Source organism: Ruegeria sp. ABV3_008, assembly GCF_056161185.1.
Window position 1 is genome coordinate 206,196 of sequence record NZ_JBSWYP010000008.1, and the last position, 17,665, is coordinate 223,860.

General features: G+C 60.4%; 14 protein-coding genes. 8 read left to right on the top strand and 6 right to left on the bottom strand.

Annotated elements, in window-relative coordinates; translation table 11 throughout:
* Window positions 1-24: 24 nt before the first annotated feature.
* Genes ACXAH8_RS15240 through ACXAH8_RS15265 form a run of 6 tightly spaced genes read left to right on the top strand, consistent with a single transcriptional unit; the run spans window position 25 to window position 7,846 of the window.
* Window positions 25-2,109: a hydantoinase/oxoprolinase family protein gene (locus tag ACXAH8_RS15240; protein WP_475219687.1), complete on the top strand. Its 2,085-nt coding sequence runs from the start codon at window positions 25-27 to the stop codon at window positions 2,107-2,109.
* On the top strand, window positions 2,109-3,818 hold the full coding sequence (locus ACXAH8_RS15245) for a hydantoinase B/oxoprolinase family protein (protein ID WP_475219688.1): 1,710 nt from the start codon (window positions 2,109-2,111) through the stop codon (window positions 3,816-3,818). Before ACXAH8_RS15240 ends, ACXAH8_RS15245 begins: the two co-directional genes overlap by 1 nt.
* Window positions 3,815-5,026, top strand: coding sequence for an NAD(P)/FAD-dependent oxidoreductase (locus tag ACXAH8_RS15250; RefSeq protein ID WP_475219689.1), 1,212 nt, complete (start codon window positions 3,815-3,817; stop codon window positions 5,024-5,026). The genes ACXAH8_RS15245 and ACXAH8_RS15250 overlap by 4 nt, the downstream gene beginning before the upstream one ends.
* Entirely contained in the window at window positions 5,026-5,799 is a 774-nt protein-coding gene (locus ACXAH8_RS15255) for an HpcH/HpaI aldolase family protein (protein WP_475219690.1), read from the top strand. The genes ACXAH8_RS15250 and ACXAH8_RS15255 overlap by 1 nt, the downstream gene beginning before the upstream one ends.
* The gene (locus ACXAH8_RS15260) at window positions 5,796-7,010 is read left to right on the top strand and encodes a pyridoxal phosphate-dependent aminotransferase (RefSeq protein ID WP_475219691.1); all 1,215 of its coding nucleotides are present in this window, start codon (window positions 5,796-5,798) and stop codon (window positions 7,008-7,010) included. The genes ACXAH8_RS15255 and ACXAH8_RS15260 overlap by 4 nt, the downstream gene beginning before the upstream one ends.
* Window positions 7,007-7,846 (top strand): NAD-dependent epimerase/dehydratase family protein, encoded by an 840-nt coding sequence (locus ACXAH8_RS15265; RefSeq protein WP_475219692.1) that lies wholly within the window; start codon window positions 7,007-7,009, stop codon window positions 7,844-7,846. Before ACXAH8_RS15260 ends, ACXAH8_RS15265 begins: the two co-directional genes overlap by 4 nt.
* Window positions 7,847-8,118: 272 nt before the next feature.
* Here ACXAH8_RS15265 and ACXAH8_RS15270 read toward each other — a convergent pair whose 3' ends face one another.
* The 6 genes from ACXAH8_RS15270 to ACXAH8_RS15295 all read right to left on the bottom strand — a co-directional run bounded on the left by ACXAH8_RS15270 (window position 8,119) and on the right by ACXAH8_RS15295 (window position 15,654).
* Window positions 8,119-9,126: an Ldh family oxidoreductase gene (locus ACXAH8_RS15270; RefSeq protein WP_475219693.1), complete on the bottom strand. Its 1,008-nt coding sequence runs from the start codon at window positions 9,124-9,126 to the stop codon at window positions 8,119-8,121.
* Between the two features lie 50 nt (window positions 9,127-9,176).
* Window positions 9,177-9,827: a DUF3726 domain-containing protein gene (locus tag ACXAH8_RS15275; protein ID WP_475219694.1), complete on the bottom strand. Its 651-nt coding sequence runs from the start codon at window positions 9,825-9,827 to the stop codon at window positions 9,177-9,179.
* Window positions 9,824-11,515, bottom strand: coding sequence for a hypothetical protein (locus ACXAH8_RS15280; protein WP_475219695.1), 1,692 nt, complete (start codon window positions 11,513-11,515; stop codon window positions 9,824-9,826). The genes ACXAH8_RS15275 and ACXAH8_RS15280 overlap by 4 nt, the downstream gene beginning before the upstream one ends.
* Before the next feature lie 93 nt (window positions 11,516-11,608).
* The gene (locus tag ACXAH8_RS15285; protein WP_475219696.1) at window positions 11,609-13,156 is read right to left on the bottom strand and encodes a BCCT family transporter; all 1,548 of its coding nucleotides are present in this window, start codon (window positions 13,154-13,156) and stop codon (window positions 11,609-11,611) included.
* 75 nt (window positions 13,157-13,231) lie between these two features.
* The gene (locus tag ACXAH8_RS15290) at window positions 13,232-14,206 is read right to left on the bottom strand and encodes a membrane dipeptidase (protein ID WP_475219697.1); all 975 of its coding nucleotides are present in this window, start codon (window positions 14,204-14,206) and stop codon (window positions 13,232-13,234) included.
* Window positions 14,206-15,654 carry an aldehyde dehydrogenase family protein gene (locus ACXAH8_RS15295; protein ID WP_475219698.1) on the bottom strand — a complete coding sequence of 483 codons (1,449 nt, stop codon included), beginning with the start codon at window positions 15,652-15,654 and terminating at the stop codon, window positions 14,206-14,208. Before ACXAH8_RS15295 ends, ACXAH8_RS15290 begins: the two co-directional genes overlap by 1 nt.
* Window positions 15,655-15,761: 107 nt before the next feature.
* On the opposite strand from ACXAH8_RS15295, the gene ACXAH8_RS15300 reads away from it, so the two are divergent.
* Both ACXAH8_RS15300 and ACXAH8_RS15305 read left to right on the top strand, forming a co-directional pair.
* A complete protein-coding gene (locus tag ACXAH8_RS15300; protein ID WP_475219699.1) occupies window positions 15,762-16,658 on the top strand; it encodes a LysR family transcriptional regulator in 897 nt (298 codons plus the stop codon).
* A complete protein-coding gene (locus tag ACXAH8_RS15305; protein WP_475219700.1) occupies window positions 16,655-17,662 on the top strand; it encodes a GlxA family transcriptional regulator in 1,008 nt (335 codons plus the stop codon). The genes ACXAH8_RS15300 and ACXAH8_RS15305 overlap by 4 nt, the downstream gene beginning before the upstream one ends.
* Window positions 17,663-17,665 lie beyond the last annotated feature (3 nt).

Genomic DNA, 17,665 nt, shown 5'->3' on the forward strand with positions numbered 1-17,665 from the left:
GTACTCTTTCAAGCGGGCACGGGCATGGCTTCACACTCTATCCGACTGGGCGTTGATATCGGCGGCACCTTTACCGATGTGGTTCTGGAAAAGGATGGACAGACGTTTTCAACCAAAGTGCTGACAACCTATGCCGCGCCAGAAAACGCGATCATCGATGGGATGCAGCGGGTTTGTGCCAAGGCCGGGGTCACGCCGGGCCAGATTGACCAGATCATCCACGGCACCACGCTGGCGACCAACGCGCTGATCGAACGCCGGGGTGCGAAGACAGCGCTGATCACGACGGAAGGGTTCCGCGATGTGATCGAAATGCGGACCGAAAGCCGGTTCGAGCAGTACGATCTGAACCTCAAACTGCCTGACCCGCTGCTGCCGCGCCACATGCGCTTTACCGTTCCCGGCCGCGTCGATGCACGAGGCCAAGTTCTGGTTGATCTGGCCCGTGCCGATGTCGAAGCCGTGGTGGACAAGATTGCACAAGCCGGGTTTGAATCGGTGGCGGTGGGGTTAATCCACTCCTACCTCAACCCAGCGCATGAGCATCTGGTGCGCGAGGTTCTGGCCGAGAAACTGCCGGACGTTTCGGTCTCGATCTCGTCCGAGGTTTCGCCTCAGATGCGCGAGTATGAGCGGTTCAACACGGTCGTCGCAAATGCCTATATCAAGCCGTTGATGGCCTCATACCTAGGCAGGCTCGAGGATCAATTGCGCGCGCAAGGCGTTAAATGCCGGATCTTCCTGATGCATTCGGGTGGCGGCATCATCTCAATCCAGAATGCGGCCGACTTCCCGGTGCGGCTGGTCGAAAGCGGCCCCGCGGGTGGTGCGGTTTTTGCGGCCCATATCGCGGCGCGCTACGGGTTGGACAAAGTGCTGAGCTTTGACATGGGCGGCACCACGGCCAAGATCTGCCTGATCAAGAACCAGACGCCCAAAACCAGCCGCGTGTTTGAGGTCGCGCGGACCTATCGGTTCAAGAAAGGCTCGGGCATGCCGATTTCGATCCCGGTGATCGACATGGTAGAGATCGGCGCGGGCGGCGGCAGCCTCGCCCATGTGGACGGGATGCGCCAGATCCGCGTGGGCCCGGAAAGCGCCGGGTCCGAGCCCGGCCCGGCCTGTTACGGGCGCGGTGGCACGCACCCCGGTGTAACGGACGCTGATATGGTTCTCGGCAAGCTAGACCCAAACAATTTCGCCGGTGGCTCGATCGTTTTGCACCCGGACAACTCCAAATCCGCGCTGACCGACCACATTGGCACTACGCTGGACATGGACCCGGTCGAGGCCGCCTTTGGCGTGGCCGAGGTGGTGGACGAAAACATGGCCAACGCCGCGCGCGTTCACGCCGTCGAGAATGGCGAAGACCTGAGCGAATACACCATGATCGCCTTTGGAGGCGCGGCCCCTCTGCACGCCGGGCGTCTTTGTGAAAAGCTTGGGGTCGAACGCCTGCTGGTCCCGCCAGGGGCTGGGGTCGGCTCGGCCATCGGGTTTCTACGCGCGCCTTTCAGTTTCGAGGCCAACCGCTCGGTCTATATGAAGCTCAGCGATTTCGACGCGAACCGGATCAGGCAGCTTTTGTCCGACCTGAGGGACGAAACAACGGGTTTCGTGCGGACATGCGATGCGGTCAGTCCAATCCGAACCGATTTCAAAGCCTATATGCGCTACTCCGGTCAGGGGTGGGAAATCCCAATCGAACTGACCGAAGAACAAGCGATGAAACCGGACGCCGCCGCCTATCAGACACGGTTCGAGGAAGGCTATACCAAGCTCTTTGGCCGCCCGGTCGCGGGCATGGATATCGAGATCACCGTCTGGTCCGTAAACGCAAGCACCCCACCCGAAGAGGTCACGCCGATTGCCGTCACCGACACAACAGGCCCGGCTATGTCCGAAGGCACGCGACAGGTCTTTGATGCGGCATCCGGCCGTTATCTGGACGCTGATACTGTCGACCGCGCTAGCATGCAAACCGGGCAGCGCGCGCAGGGACCTGCAATCGTAACCGAGGATGAAACAACCATCGTTGTCCCCGCCAGCCGGGACGCCGTCCGCCAGCCCGATGGCTGCATAGACGTTGTGACAAAAGGAGCCGCGTGATGAGCAACGAGCAGTCCAAAGTCACCTATCAGGTCATGTGGAACCGTCTGATCTCGGTTGTCGAGGAACAGGCGCAGGCGTTGGTTCGAACGGCGTTCTCAACCTCGGTCCGCGAGGCCGGGGACCTGTCGGCGGGGGTCTATGACACGCACGGGAACATGCTGGCGCAGGCTGTGACCGGTACGCCGGGCCATGTGAACGCGATGGCAGATGCGGTCGCACATTTCATTCGCCGGATTGGCCGGCGGAACATGCATGAAGGCGACGTCTACATCACCAATGACCCGTGGGAGGGCACCGGTCACCTGCACGACATCACCATGGTCACCCCATCCTTTCACAAGGGCGCGCTGATCGGGTTCTTCGCCTGTACCGCGCATATCGTGGATATCGGCGGGCGCGGCTTTGGGGCTGATGCGCAAAGCGTCTATGAGGAAGGGCTGTATATACCGATCATGAAATTCGCTGATCGCGGCAATGTGGATGAGACGCTGGTGCGCCTCATTCGCGGCAATGTGCGCGAGCCGGATCAGCTGATCGGAGACATCTATGCTCTGACCACCTGTAACGAAATCGGCCATCGCCGTCTGATCGAAATGATGGAGGAGTTCGACCTCGAAACCCTCGATGGGATCGCCGCGTTCATCCTCGACAATTCCCGCAGAGCGACACTGGAGCGTATCGCCGCCCTGCCTCAGAAAACCGCTGAGGGTGAAATGACGATGGACGGGTTTGATATCCCGATCACGTTGAAGGTCAGGATCAGCGTCGAAGGCGACAGGATCGTGACCGATTTCAATGGCACTTCGGGGGTGGACAAGAAGGGGATCAATTGCCCGCTGGTCTATACCAAAGCCTATGCCTGCTACGCGCTCAAGGTCGCGATTGCGCCCGAGATCCCTAATAACGCGGCATCATTGGCCCCGTTTGAGGTCACCGCACCTGAGAACACCATCGTGAATGCACTGCACCCGGCTCCGGTCGCGCTGCGCCATATCGTGGGCCATTTCGTGCCCGATGCGGTCTATGACGCGTTCGACAAGATTGTTCCCGGCCTTGTCCCTGCCGAAGGCGCGGGATGTTTGTGCAACTTCCAGGTCAGCCTGCGCCCCCGCACCGATGCTCCAGCCCCTGAAGGGGCCCGCCGGTCCGAAGTGCTGACCTTCAACTCGGGCGGGTCCGGCGCGCGGCCGGATCACGACGGGATGAACGCCACCGCCTTCCCCTCGGGGGTCATGACCATGCCGATTGAAGCGACCGAACACGCCGGTCCGGTCATCATCTGGCGCAAGGAACTACGCCCCGATAGCGGCGGTGCTGGGAAAACGCGCGGCGGGTTGGGCCAGTATATGGAGGTTGGCGCACAGGAGGGGTACGAGTTCGACATTCAGGCCATGTTTGACCGCAGCCAGCACCCCGCGCGCGGTCGTCGTGGCGGGGGAAATGGCGCACCCACAACCATTGCCCAGGACGACGGATCCAACATGCGAGTCAAAGGTAAACAGTTTGTACCACACGGGCGCAAAGTCGTGATGGCGTTCCCCGGCGGTGCTGGCTACGGTGACCCGTCGGAACGGTCAAAACAGAGGGTGAAGCGTGATCTGGCGCTCGGCTATATTTCAGACGAAACAGCATCACGCGACTATGGCTTGACGGCATCCGAGATCTCCGAGATCCACCGCGCCGTTGCGAAAGGAGAATACGAATGAGCAACCAAAGCCCGGCCCGGCAAAGCTATGACGTGGTGATCATAGGCGGCGCAATCATGGGTGCCTCGACCGCTTGGTTCCTGTCGGACAATGCCGATTTCAATGGCTCGGTTCTGGTGATCGAACGCGACATGAGTTTCGCCTCATGTTCAACCGGGCATACAAATTCTTGTATCCGGCAGCAATTCTCGGCCGAGCTGAACGTGCGGATCAGCCAGTTTGCCGCCGACTTCGTCAAGAACCTACGCGGCTATATGGGTGGAGACGACCGGGTGCCCGAGCTTTCGATCCATTCCTTTGGCTACATGTATCTGGCCGACAACGAAGGCTTTGCCAGCGTGCTGCGCGAGAACCAGAAGGTGCAGTTGGCGGCAGGTGCGGCAACGCAGCTGATGAACGCAGATGAGATCAAGGCCGCCTACCCGTTCTACAATGTTGATGACATCGTCCTGGGCTCGATCAATCTGGTTGACGAAGGCTATTTCGACGGCGCAGCCCTCGATCACTGGTGGCGGCGACAAAGCCGCGAGCGTGGCGTCGAATGGGTCCAGAACGAAGTCGTCGAGATCACCCGAAACGCCGCAGGCACCAAGGTCGAAAGCGTCACGCTCGCCTCGGGCGAAGTCATTGCGTGCGGACAGGTGGTCAATGCGTCCGGCCCTCGGGCCGCCAGAACCGCGCAAATGGCGGGGATTGACGTGCCGGTCGAACCCCGCAAACGCTATTCCTGGATTTTCAAGGCCGAACAGCCACTAGACCGCGACCTGCCGTTGACCATTGACCCTTCGGGCGTTCATGTGCGCGAAGTCGGAGGCGGCACGTATCAATGCGGCGGACATTCCGACATCGACCCGGCGGTGGATTTCGATGATTTCAACATGGATCACGCCTTCTGGGAAAACCACGTCTGGCCCGTCCTCGCCACGCGTATCCCGCAATTCGAAGCGATCAAGTTGCAAAGCGAATGGGCCGGGCACTATGCGATGAACACCTTCGATCACAACGCAATCATGGGTCCGCATACCGAGCTGTCGAACTTCATCTTCCTGAACGGGTTCTCGGGCCACGGGCTGCAGCAATCTCCTGCGATGGGGCGTGGCACGGCCGAGTGGCTGACCTATGGAGAATACCGCGCGCTTGATCTGACGCCCTTCAACTACGAACGTATCCCGGCAGGACAACCAATCATCGAAAAGGCAGTGATCTGATGGAGCTAACACCCAACCGTTTCACCCATGCAATCGCAAATGGCGACAAACAAGTTGGTGTGTGGGTCAGCCTGTGCAGCAACACTGCAGCCGAAGTCATAGCCACCGCAGGTTATGATTGGGCGCTGATCGACATGGAGCACAGCGCGAATGACTATCACAGCGTGTTGTCTCAGTTGCAAGCCTTCGAGGCGTATCAGACCACAGCACTAGTCCGCGTCGAATGGAATGATGCGGTCGTGGTCAAACGTCTGCTTGATCTCGGCGCGCCGGGGCTTCTGTTTCCGATGATCCAATCGGTGGAAGAAGCCAAACGCGCGGTCGCGGCCACGCGCTACCCCCCGCGCGGCGTCCGTGGGATGGCAGGCGCAAGCCGCGCAACGGGTTTTGGGCGGATCAAGGATTATGTGACGCGCTGCGAAGACGAGCTGACGGTTCTGCTGCAAGTGGAATCCCGCGCCGCCTTGGAACAGGCCGAAGCCATCGGCACGGTCGATGGTGTCAGCGGCATCTTCTTTGGCCCGGCGGATATCGCCGCCGATCTTGGGCATGTCGGCAATCCCATGCACCCCGAGGTCTGGTCCGAGATCAGAAAAGCCGCGCAGAAACTGATCGCGCGCGGCGTGCCCGTGGGGACCCTCGTCACCGACCCGGCCTTTGCCTCCGAGCTGTTGAACGAAGGGTTCACCTTCGTTGCCAATGCCATTGATACCGGCCTTCTGGCGCGTGCAGCTGACACGGCTCTGGCCCAGACGAAAGATCAACTGAAATGAGCTTTGCCGCCTCGCGCCTTGCATCCGTGAAACCCTCAGCCTCGGCTTGGGTCAGCCAGGCCGCGAAAGAGGCCCGCGCGCGAGGTGAGGATATCATTGATCTGGGCCTCGGAGAGCCCGATTTCGACACGCCCGACCACATCAAGGACGCCGCACATAAGGCGGCTCTGGCGGGTGAGACCAAATACCCGCCCACCAACGGCACCCTGACCATGCGGCAGGCCGTTACCGACAAGCTGCAGCGTGAAAATGATCTGACCTATGCTCCCGATGAAGTCATCGTGTCGAACGGGGCCAAGCAGGTGCTGTTCAACGCTTTCATGGCCACGCTCGAGCCGGGCGACGAAGTTCTGCTTTGCGCGCCCTATTTCGGTCAGTACAAGGACATCGTGCTGATCCTTGGCGGTACGCCAATCGCCATCGAATGCCCCGCCGAGGACGGTTTCCGCCTGACCCCCGACAGGCTGGCCGACGCGATCACACCCAAAACACGCTGGCTGTTGCTGAACCAACCGTCGAACCCCTCGGGCGCAGTCTATTCGGACGCTGAGATTGCGGCCCTTGGCGCGGTTCTGGAACAACACGACCGCATCCTGATCCTGTCCGATGAGATCTACGAACACATCCTGTTCGACAATCGCGTCTTCCGGTCTTTCGCAGCCCTGTGCCCGACGCTGAAAGATCGGACGCTGACGGTGAACGGGGTCTCCAAGGCCTATGCGATGACGGGCTGGCGCATCGGCTATGGCGCAGGCCCAAAAGAGCTGATCGCCGCGATGACCAAAGTACAAAGTCAGATTTCTTCGGGCGCTTGCTCAATCGCGCAGGCCGCAGCGGCGGCGGCGTTGAACGGCCCGCAGGATGAGGTGCGTCGCTTCTGTACAGCGTTCGAGGCGCGCCGCGACCTTGTAGTCGAACGTATCCGTGACATTCCCGGCCTGACGCTCGACCCGCCGGGCGGGGCGTTCTACGGGCTGATCGGCTGCGAGGGGCTGATCGGGGCCACGACGCCGGACGGCGCAACCCTGACCTCGGATGCCGATGTCACCGCCTATCTTCTCAGCGCAACCGGTGTGGCGGCTGTTCCCGGCAGCGCCTATGAGCTGTCGCCCTTTTTCCGCATTTCGACCGCCGCATCCGAAGACGTTCTGAACACGGCCCTGAACCGCATCTCTGATGCCGTTGCCAATCTGAAAGGAGTTCGCCCATGAAGAAACTAGTCCTCACCGGCGCAGCGGGGCGGCTTGGATCATATTTGCGCGGGCCGCTATCGAAACTGTGTGATGAGCTGGTCTCCTCGGACATTGCCGACAGCGTGCCCAACCTCGCGCCGAACGAAAGCTACGTGAAGGCCGATCTTGCCGATCTAGACGCCATGACAGAGCTGCTGGAAGGCGCGGATATGGTGGTTCATTTTGGCGCCATCGCGGATGAGGCCCCGATGGATATGCTTTGGGGCCCGAACTTCTACGGTGCCTATACCGTGTGGGAGGCCGCCCATCGCAACAATCTGCGGCGCGTAGTCTATGCCTCGTCGATCCATGCGGTTGGCATGCACAAAAAGACCGATTTCATCGGCATCGACGCGCCACACAGACCAGACACGTTCTATGGGCTTGCCAAATGCTTCGCCGAAGACCTCGCCTCGCTTTACTGGGACAAACGCGGGCTCGAGGCTGTCTGCCTGCGCATCCTGTCTTGCGCGCAGGTCACGAACAGTCGCGCGGTTGGGACGTGGCTCAGCTATGATGACTTGGTGCATATGGTGGAACAGGCGATCAAGACCCCGGTCACCGGATTCAGCATCGTCTATGGCGTCTCCAACAATGACCGCGCGCCCGTTGACAACTCCAAGGCACGGCATCTGGGTTTCCGGCCCAAGGACAATGCCGAGCAATTCGCCGATGAGATCTTTGCCAAGGACGGCCCGCTTGACCCCCTTGATCCCGCGAACATCCATCACGGAGGCCCATTTGCAGCCGTCGATCTGGGCAGCAGTGGTATGGCGCATCTGAACCTAAATGCAGACGATAAGGCGAAGGAATAGCCGTCAGCCCGTATTTACAGTCATGTCCTGTCCAAGTCACTGCGGGCTCTTTTCCGGAATACGCCGGCTTTTTAGTGAGAGAACCGCACCGGGAAACGACCCGCGCCTACAGCCATACCTGCTAAAGCATCTCACACCGCACAGGCGGTTCATGACCACCCGTCGAGAAACTGCCTGTCACAGCGACCCAAGCTTTTCTGGGCTGGTGTCAGACCGGGCGCATGTCTTGGCCAAAAAATGCGCCCCTTCAATCTTGTGATGCTGCGCGCGCGTCAGAGAAGCGCGCGTACTTTTTCCAGCAGTGCCGCATTCACCGCAACGCCTTTGGTTGCCGCACGCTCGCGACAGGTGCGGCGGCCGTCGCCCGGCAGGCGCGCGCCATCTTGGTCGCGGAACGAGGCAATCAGTTCGCCCAGCTTCTCGAAGAATGCTCCGCCCGAGGTCGCCTGCGGGTCAATCGCTATGAAGAACTGCCCTGTTTTCGGCGGGCCACCCGCCGTGCCCGAGAACGGGCTGGCGACCGAACCCAGCGTCGCGCCGGTCATCGCGGCGGCCATCAGCTCGACCGTCAGGGCAATACCCACGCCTTTGTAGCCGCCCGACGGTACCATGGAGCCTTTTAGACCGGCCTCAGGGTCTGTGGTGGGCTGGCCGTCAGCGTCCAAAACCCAACCTTCGGGCACGGGTTTACCCTCGCGGGCATGTTTCATGACTTCGCTTTTAGCGATAGTGCTGGCAGACTGGTCGATCAGAAGCGCCGCGTTTCCATCCGCATCGGGGGCCGAGATCGAGAACGGGTTGGTGCCGACAACCGGCTTAGACCCACCCGACGGCGCGATCGAGGCCGGCGCGTTGGTGAACCCGATCCCCATCAGGCCTGCCTGCGCCAAACGCTGAGTATGCACACCCAGAACGCCGCAGTTATATGAGTTATTGATGGCCAGAACCGCAACACCCTGCTCGCGCGCCAGCGGGATCAGTTTCTCAAATCCAAGATCAATCGCGCTGTGGGCGAACCCTGTGGCCGCATCCACGGTGACAACTGCCGGACGCGGCTGGGCAACTACGGGCTTGGCGGCCCCGTCAACCTTGCCGCATTCCACATGCTGCGCATAGATCGGGATATAGGCCAACCCGTGCGAGGCCACGCCATCCGCTTCGGTCATTGCGGTCGCGACGGCCAGAGGGCGGGCGTTTTCCTCGGTTGTTCCAGCTTTGACAAGGGCGCGGAAGGCGAGATCTTCGATCTCGGCCAGAGTCAGGGTTTCGGTGGCGGTCATTCTTCTTTTCCGTTCGTATCTATGTACCCCTCATCAAAAGGGGCCAAGTTTCAGTCGTTGTCGCTGAGGCCCGCGCCAGCACCGCGCATGCGGCTTTCTTCGGTCGCGGGTGCGAATGTGCGGTGGGCAAAAGCACCGAGCCTGTTCCAATCTGTATCGGACACCTCAGCGCGCAAGACTGGCTCGCGGCGGCCTGTCATCTCTGCAGGCGCGCTGAAGACCATCTTATCCGCGTGGCGGGCCTCAAGCGCCTCAGGCGTGGCCTGCACGCAGATCTGCCGCCCATCCGTTGCCAGACGCGCGCCCTGCCATTCAGCCGCGACCGGTACACCCAAACGCAGCGCAGCCCCTCCCATGAAGGGAACGGCCAGCAAGGGCAGGCTGACATTCTCCATGGTGATCGAGCCGCGATCCATCAAACGCACCGCGCAGTCGCTGAGCGAGGCTCCGGCGATCAGCGGGCTCATCCGGCGCGTGGGCGCATGCCATATCTCAGCGCTCAGCGAGACGGGAGAGACGTCGATCGACGGGATACGGTCGTTCATCTCCAACAGGTCGGCTAGCAATTCGGCGCCCGTAAACCCGAAGGCCGACAGCCAGCGTGTCCCCTTTGCAGCCTCTTCCGCCAGACCCCAGGACAGGCCCGCGCCGCGCGCGGCGCGTTTGCTCATAGCCTCGATTTCGTTCAAAGAGTGGCTCATGCAGCGGCCCCTTCAAGTTCCGGAAAGACCCAGAAATCGGCGTTTTCAGATGTCAGCTCATGCGGCAGAGGCGCATTTCCATACATGCAGATCCGCACCCAGCGATCCGAGCGGGGATCGAACTTGGTCGCCCCGAAGAAGGACAGCTTGCAGCGCAGCATGTCGATGGGCAGCACGCGGTCCGAGATCGTGTTGTCACGGATCTCGGCATAGGGCGCGCGCCCTACGATCTGAACACGGCGCAGCACGTGGCGGTGTTCGGGATGGCGCAACAGGAAATCAGCGACCTGAGCATCATCCGACCAATGGGCCAGCGCCTGAAACAGCTGCGCGGCATCACGACCGGGAGCCAACGGCTGCTCGTATTCCTCAATCGGTTCCTCGAAACGTTCACCCAGACGCGGCTCCAGCTTTTCTTCCGAGACATACCAGGCGCGCGCCTTGCTGGCGGGGGTGGCCCAATCGGTCTCAATAGCCCAGCCGTAGATATCCTTGAGCAGCGCCCGCAGATCACCGATCTTCATCGCTCCGGCGATGCGGAACGTGGCGGTGTTGTCTGCCGCCATGCCTTCTGCAAAGGCGTCAACCAATGCCCCGTAGGGTTCCAGCATCAGCGAGGCGATCCATTCTTGACCCTCAAGGGTCAGCGACTGCTCAGACCAGGAATAAAGCGCGTCCCATGGGTGATCCGCGCCAAGATCCGCATTGGATAGATAGTCCTGCACCTTGGCGATATCGGACCGCAGGGCAGCAAGTTTCTCGATCTGGATTGGGTGTTCGGACTGCCAGGTCTCGACGATCTGCATGTTGCGCAATAGAACATCACGGAACACTGCGATTTCCGCATCGCTGGCCTTTTCGACCCCGCGCACGACCTGAATTGCGCCTTCGCGCGCCGCCATCCAGTTGTTGAACAGCACCGGATGGTTCAGCAAAAACGGCGCCATCCCCAGACCGGTCGAGTTTCCAATCCCCATCGATCGTGCAATCCCAGCATCCAGCTTCGCGGCCTGCGCGCCGTTAGCCGCGGCGCGGGTATAGGCCATATATTGCACCAGATCGGTCACGAACCAGCGGGTCAGGTAGACCGACAGCATCTCAACCTGGAACGGCGCGCGAAACTCCGGACGGTCGGCGATCATTTCGCGATCCGCAGCGCCCAGCTTGCCGGACCCATAAACCGCAGTGGTCCGCATCAGGTATCCCACCGCGTCGATCTTATCGGTCGAGGGCTGGCGACCCTCGGCCAGTTCGCTCACCACATGTTCCCACAAACGCACCGAGCGATTGGCGCGGGATACGGACAGCTCAGACCCGGTCACGCGCCCGGCTTCCTGAACGGGAATATTGTGCGAAAGACGCTCGATATCGGCGTCGGAGGGCACACCGTCAAACAGGGTGAAGGTGGCATCCCAGGCCTCGGCGATCACCCGGTCCGAGCGTTTTTCGGGCGGCAGATCATGGGCATAGGCGATAAGGGAATAGGACCGCTCGGGCCCATGTGCGGTATAGACGGCATGGCCAACTCCTGTGCCGTCAATTTCGAACGCAGTTTTTTCAAACCGCCAGTTTTCCCGAGCCAGTCGTCGCGTCAGGATACGCATGAACGAAAGGCGCGACTGATGCATGGAGCCAAGACGGGCAAGGCGCATCACCATGTTCGGATCACGACGGGGAACGTCAGTCATTCGGTTGTGCCTCCTCAGGTGCTAATATCTGGTCTTCTCTTGAAACCTTCAGGCGTTTTGGCGGGCCGGATGGTCCGGCCCGGCTTGGATCGTTTAGCTCTCTTTGCCCTTCACCAGCGTGATGCGCAGCGCATCCCAAAGCGACGGTAGCAAGATCAGAGACACCGGAACAGCGGTCACCACAATAAAGCTCTGTAGCTTGGACACACCGCCCGATCCAACTGAGATCAGGATGATGGCCATAAGCCCCATCGCGATGCCCCAGAACACGCGCAGCGCTGCGGGTGGGTTGTTCTCGTTGCTCATTGTCGCAGAGATGACATAGCTCATCGAGTCGCCAGTGGTAGCCACAAAAATCGTGGTTAGGATCAGGAACAGGATCGAGATCACGAAGCCCATCGGCAGGTTGTTGGTAATCGCCAGCAAGGCGGCAGGCAGGTTGAAGCCTTCGAACGGGGCGGCGATTGTGCCGGGGTTCTCAAGTTCCATCGCAATGCCGGTGCCGCCGATGATGGTGAACCAGAAGTTCGTCACGATCGGCGCGATGATCGACAGCATGATGATGATCGAACGGATCGAACGACCGCGCGACACCCGCGCGATGAACATCGCCATAAGCGGGCCGTAACCCATGAACCAGCCCCAGAAGAACACGGTCCACCAGCCCAGCCAGCCGGGTTCACCGAACAGACCGGCCTCACCCCGATAGAGTGCCATCTGGAAGAAGTTGCCAACGTAAGTGCCAAAGCCCGAGAAGAACGAGCCAAAGATAAACCCGGTCGGGCCCGCAACCAGAACGAACAGCAGCAGGAAAGCCGCTAGGATCACGTTAACCTTGGAAAGAACCTGAATACCACGCGACAGACCCGTCATGGCCGAGATCGTGTAGATCGCTGCCAGCCCGGCAATCACGGTCGCCTGCAGGGCAAACGTATCCGAGAACCCGAACAGATCGGCCAGACCATAGCTCACCTGCAGACCCAGGAAGCCGATCGGACCAACTGTACCCGCAACCACAGCGATGATCGAGGACGCATCCGCAATCAGGCCAATCGGCCCGTTGATCGCCTTGTCCCCGAACACCGGGTACAGCAGCGTGCGCGGCGCAAGCGGCAGGCCCTTTTCATAATGGTAGTGCATCAGCATGACCGTGGTCAGCGAACCGAGAATGGCCCATGCGAGGAAACCCCAGTGCATGAAGCTCTGGGCGATGGCCGGGTTCACGGCCTCGGCCATTGCCCCTTCACCACCGTAAAGCGGCGCGGGATATAGGAAGTGGGCAATCGGCTCACCCGCCGCCCAGAACACGCCGCCACCAGCCAGCAGCGTGCACATGACCATCGAGCCCCACTGGAAAGTGGTGAACTCGGGCGCGGCTAAGCCGCCCATGATGGCACGCCCGCCGGGCAGAACGCACAGCAGCAGGCCGATCAGGAAGGTGGCGAGCAGAAGCACCTGCCAGTAAAGGCCAAAATAGGTGGCCGCGACATTGAATCCCCAATCCACGGCGCCAGAAAGGGCGTCCAGATCGACCAGGGCCGCGATGCAGAACAGCGCGATAAAACCGCCAGAGATCAGGAACAGCGGTTTGTTCACGCGGTTTTCCTGTACAGGGGCAGTGTTCAAAGATGCCTCAGACATCTCTCCTCCGTTAATATTAGTCAGGCCGTTTCTATCAGGAATGCGGCCATAGCTTCGTCGTTTAGCTGACCTGCATCAGGCGAGCGGTTTGAAGTTCTCGTCAAAGAAACGGTACCAGTTGCGACCCATGATCCCGTCAACCTCTTCGTCGTTCATGCCGGTGGCACGCAGCCCTGCCCGGATGTTGCCGAAATCACGGTTGTCATTGAACCAACCCGGCATGGGCGGGAAACCGGGGGCCGAGGCTGAGCCTTCGCCATAGTCGATTTCCTTGGTCCAGCGACCTACGCGCATCCATTCCACGATGCTGTCGGGCTGGTCCTGACACAGGTCGGTGCCGATCCCTAGATGCTCTGCGCCGTATTTCTCAGCCGTACGCGCGATCATCTCGCAGAAGCTTTCCAACGTGCAGTCGGATTTGTCCTTCAGATGGTGCGGATAAACCGAGAAACCCAGCATGCCGCCGTTTTCCGTCACCGCTCGGATCACCGCATCACGCTTGTTGCGCAGGGCGGGCGACCAGTCATAGGGGTTCGCGTGGGTGATGGCGATGGGGCGTTCCGAGATCTCAGCTGCTTCGATGGTCGAGCGGTCGGCCGAGTGGCTCATGTCAATTACAAGGCCCACGCGGTTCATCTCTTTGATGACCTGTTTACCCATGCGGGTGATGCCGGAATCCTCGGCCTCATAGCAACCGGTCGCCAGCAGCGACTGGTTGTTATAGGTCAGCTGCATGAACCGCGCGCCTAGCGTGTGCAGGATCTCGATCAGGCCGATATCGTCTTCCATCGGGCTTGGGTTCTGGAACCCGAAGAACACCGCCGTCCGGCCGGTTTCCCGAGCTTTATCGATGTCGCTGGCCCACTGCCCTTTCATGATCAGGTCCGGGTATTGTTCGAACCAGCGGTTCCACTGTTCGAAATTCAATACCGTTTCACGAAAGTTCTCATGATAAGCGATGGTGACGTGGATCGCGTCCACGCCCCCCTCGCGCAACTGGTGGAAGACCTTTTCCGACCAGTTCACATATTGCAGGCAATCGATCAGCATCAGACAGGGCCTGCGCTGATATAGGCGGTTTTGACCGTGGTGTAGAACTCGGCCGCCGCCTTGCCCTGCTCACGCGGACCGTAGGAGCTGTCGCCACGGCCGCCGAAGGGCACGTGATAGTCGGTGCCGGCGGTGGGCAGGTTCACGGTGACAACACCGGTGCGCGCATTGCGGCGGAAGTGCGTGGCGCGGGCTAGCGACTTGGTCACGATGCCCGAAGTCAGGCCAAAACTGGTGTCGTTGACCACGCTCAGCGCTTCGTCGTAGCTGCCAACCTTGATGACGCTGGTGAGCGGTGCAAACATTTCCTCGCGGTTGATGCGCATGTCGTTGGTGGTGTTCAGGAACACGCCGGGCGACATGTAGTACCCGTCATGCGGCATCTCGAGACGCGCACCGCCACAGGCCAGTTCCGCGCCCTCGGACTTGCCCAGATCGACATAGGCCAGGTTTTCGCTCAACTGCTGCTGGCTGACGACGGGGCCCATCTGAACGCCCGCCTCCAGCGCGTGGCCCACTTTCATCGCCTGCGCACCCGCAACGAGCTTTACGACAAAGGCGTCATGAATGGCAGAGTGGACCACGAGCCGGGAGGAGGCCGTGCATTTCTGACCGGTGCCACCGAACGCACCGCCCAGAGCCAGCGACACCGCCAGATCCAGATCGGCATCGTCCATGACGGCCAGAGCGTTCTTCGAGCCCATTTCCATTTGGACCTTGGTCAGATTCTGGATGGCAGCAGCGGCGATACCCTTCCCGACCGGAACCGATCCAGTGAAGGAAATCGCGTTGACCTTGGGGCTTTCCACCAGTCGTTGACCGATGGACCGGCCCGAACCCATGACCAGGCTGAACAGACCCTTGGGGATGTCCTGACGGTTGATGATCTCGGTCAGCGCAACTGCCGAGGCCGGGGTGATGTTGGCGGGCTTCCAAACAACCGCGTTTCCATAGCACAGCGCCGGAGCGATCTTCCATGACGCGGTCGCGGTGGGGAAGTTCCACGGGCTGATGATGGCCACAACGCCAATGGCCTCACGGCGTACGTCCACCTCAATATCGGGGCGAACGGAATCCGCGTTCTCACCGATCTGACGCAAGCATTCGGCGGCGTAGTAGGTGAAGAACTGACCGGCGCGGAACACTTCGCCTTTGCCTTCGGCCAGCGGCTTACCTTCTTCGCGGCTCAGCAGCGTGCCCAGTTCCTCGGCGCGGGCCATCAGCTCATTGCCGATCGCGTTCAGAACATCCTGCTTGCGCTCCAGCCCATAGGCGGCCCATTCCCGCTGAGCAGCACGCGCCTGATCCAATGTTGCCTCAAGCTGATCCGCGCTGGCCTGTGCAAATATGCCGACCAGATCGCTCAGGTCCGATGGGTTGCGGTTTTCGATCTCACCTTCACCGGTGACCCACTCACCAGCAATCAGGTTCTTTTGAATGTCAGCCATAGCCGTTTGCCCCATAGAGAATTTGCTGAGCGGGTATGGACTCTTTTGCGACAATCAATCAAACTAAAATTATTGAAGTTTACTTCAGCAAGATTGAAGCTTCCAGCATGACACTCAAGATCGAAATGCTTCGCGGCTTTGTCGCGGTCGCCCGCACCGGCAACCTGACGGACGCGGCCGTTGTCCTGAAACGCACCCCGTCGGCGGTATCAATGATGCTCAAGCAGTTTGAGACGCATCTGGGCGAGCCCTTGTTCGAGACGGACCGCAAAAACAAACTGACCGCGTTGGGTGAATTCGTGTTCGAGCAATCGCAGCTGGAATTACAGCATTTCGACAATACGGTTCGGGCCATCGAAAACTTTGCCGATGCCAGTATGGGACATGTCAGAATTGCCACGGTTCCCTCGGTGGCAGGCACGATCATACCGCGCGTTTTATCCCGAAATACCAAGGCTTACGAGGAAGTAAGGGTGGAGCTGCGCGACATGGATTCCAAATCCGTCCTGCACGAGCTGTCGCGGGGTCGCATCGATATCGGCATCGCGACACTGCGGGGGAACGGGTCGGGCCTGCACAGTCAGCTTTTGCTGACCGACTGGTTCGGCGTGTTGCTGACACCGGACCACCCGTTGGCCAGTGAAACGGCCCCCATCGACTGGGACGCGCTTGAGAATGAGCAGCTGATCGCCAACAGCCTGTCCGAAAGCATCCCCGGGCCCGAGGCGGAAAAACTGCACGCGGGCTCTCGGTTTTCGGCACATAATATCACCTCTATTCTGGGCATGGTACGGGCCGGGATCGGGGTCACACTCCTGCCCGAGATGGCGGCAATTTCGGCCGGGCAATCCGATCTGGTGTTCCGCCCTCTGGCGGATAAGACGGCCAAGCGGCAAATTCACCTCATACGCAAGGCTGATTCTGCGCTGTCGCCCGCTGCCCGGAGACTGGAAAATGACATCCTCGAAACCGTCGAGGACCTAGTGAAAGAGCAACGCTCATGAAAGATCAGGTCGAGAAAATTTCGCTGGGCATCCTGATCTTTCCAGGGTTCCCGATGGCATGCCTGACATCCTGTATCGAACCGCTGCGCGCGGCGAATGAGATCTCGGGGCAGGAGGCGTTCAGTTGGCATGTCATTGCTGAGCAAGACCAACCGATCCAATCCTCGGCCGGGGTCACCTTTTTCCCCGACAGCACCTTGGCCGACGCCCAATCCCTGACGCATCTGCTGTTTGCCTCAAGCCCGAACAGTGTGTTCGACACCCCCTCCAAGGCGAACGCGGCCCTTCAGCGCCTGATGCGCAACAAAACCCGTATCGGCGCAATCAGCGGCGGCGTCTTCCCCCTTGCCCGAACCCGGCTGACAGGTGACAACCCTCTGTCGGTGCATTGGTGCTACGAGGCTGCTTTTCAGGCCGAATTTCCCGAAATCCCGATCCACGGCACGGTGATCTGCGAACAAGGCGCCTTTAGCACGATCTCGGGCGCGTCTGCCGTGTTCGACCACATGCTGGCCCTGATCGAAGAACGGCTGGGCGGCGATGTTATGGCCGAGGTCGCCTGCTGGTTCCAGCATCCCTTCATTCGCAGCGGGACCGTTACGCAAAAGGTGCCCGCAATCTCAACCGCGCAAAGTCAGGACCTTTTGCCAAAACAGGTTGCAAAGGCCATTCAGCATTTTGCCGAACATATCGAAAATCCCATCCAGATCAGCGAAGTCGCTGATGCGGTGGGCCTTTCGGCACGGTCACTGGAGCGGAGCTTCAAAAAGGCGACAGGGCATAGCCCTTTGACCTATTACCGGCGGATGCGGATGAACCAGGCGCGGCAATTGGTGCTGTATACGAACGACCCGATCGCCGAGGTCGCCTATATGGTCGGTTACGCCACACCCAGCGCCTTCATGCGGCACTATCGTGAGACGTTCGGGGTCACGCCGATCAGCGACCGGCGTGCCAAGAACTCGATGCGGGTGGGCAGCGACGATGTGCTGCCCTCGGGCTAAGCT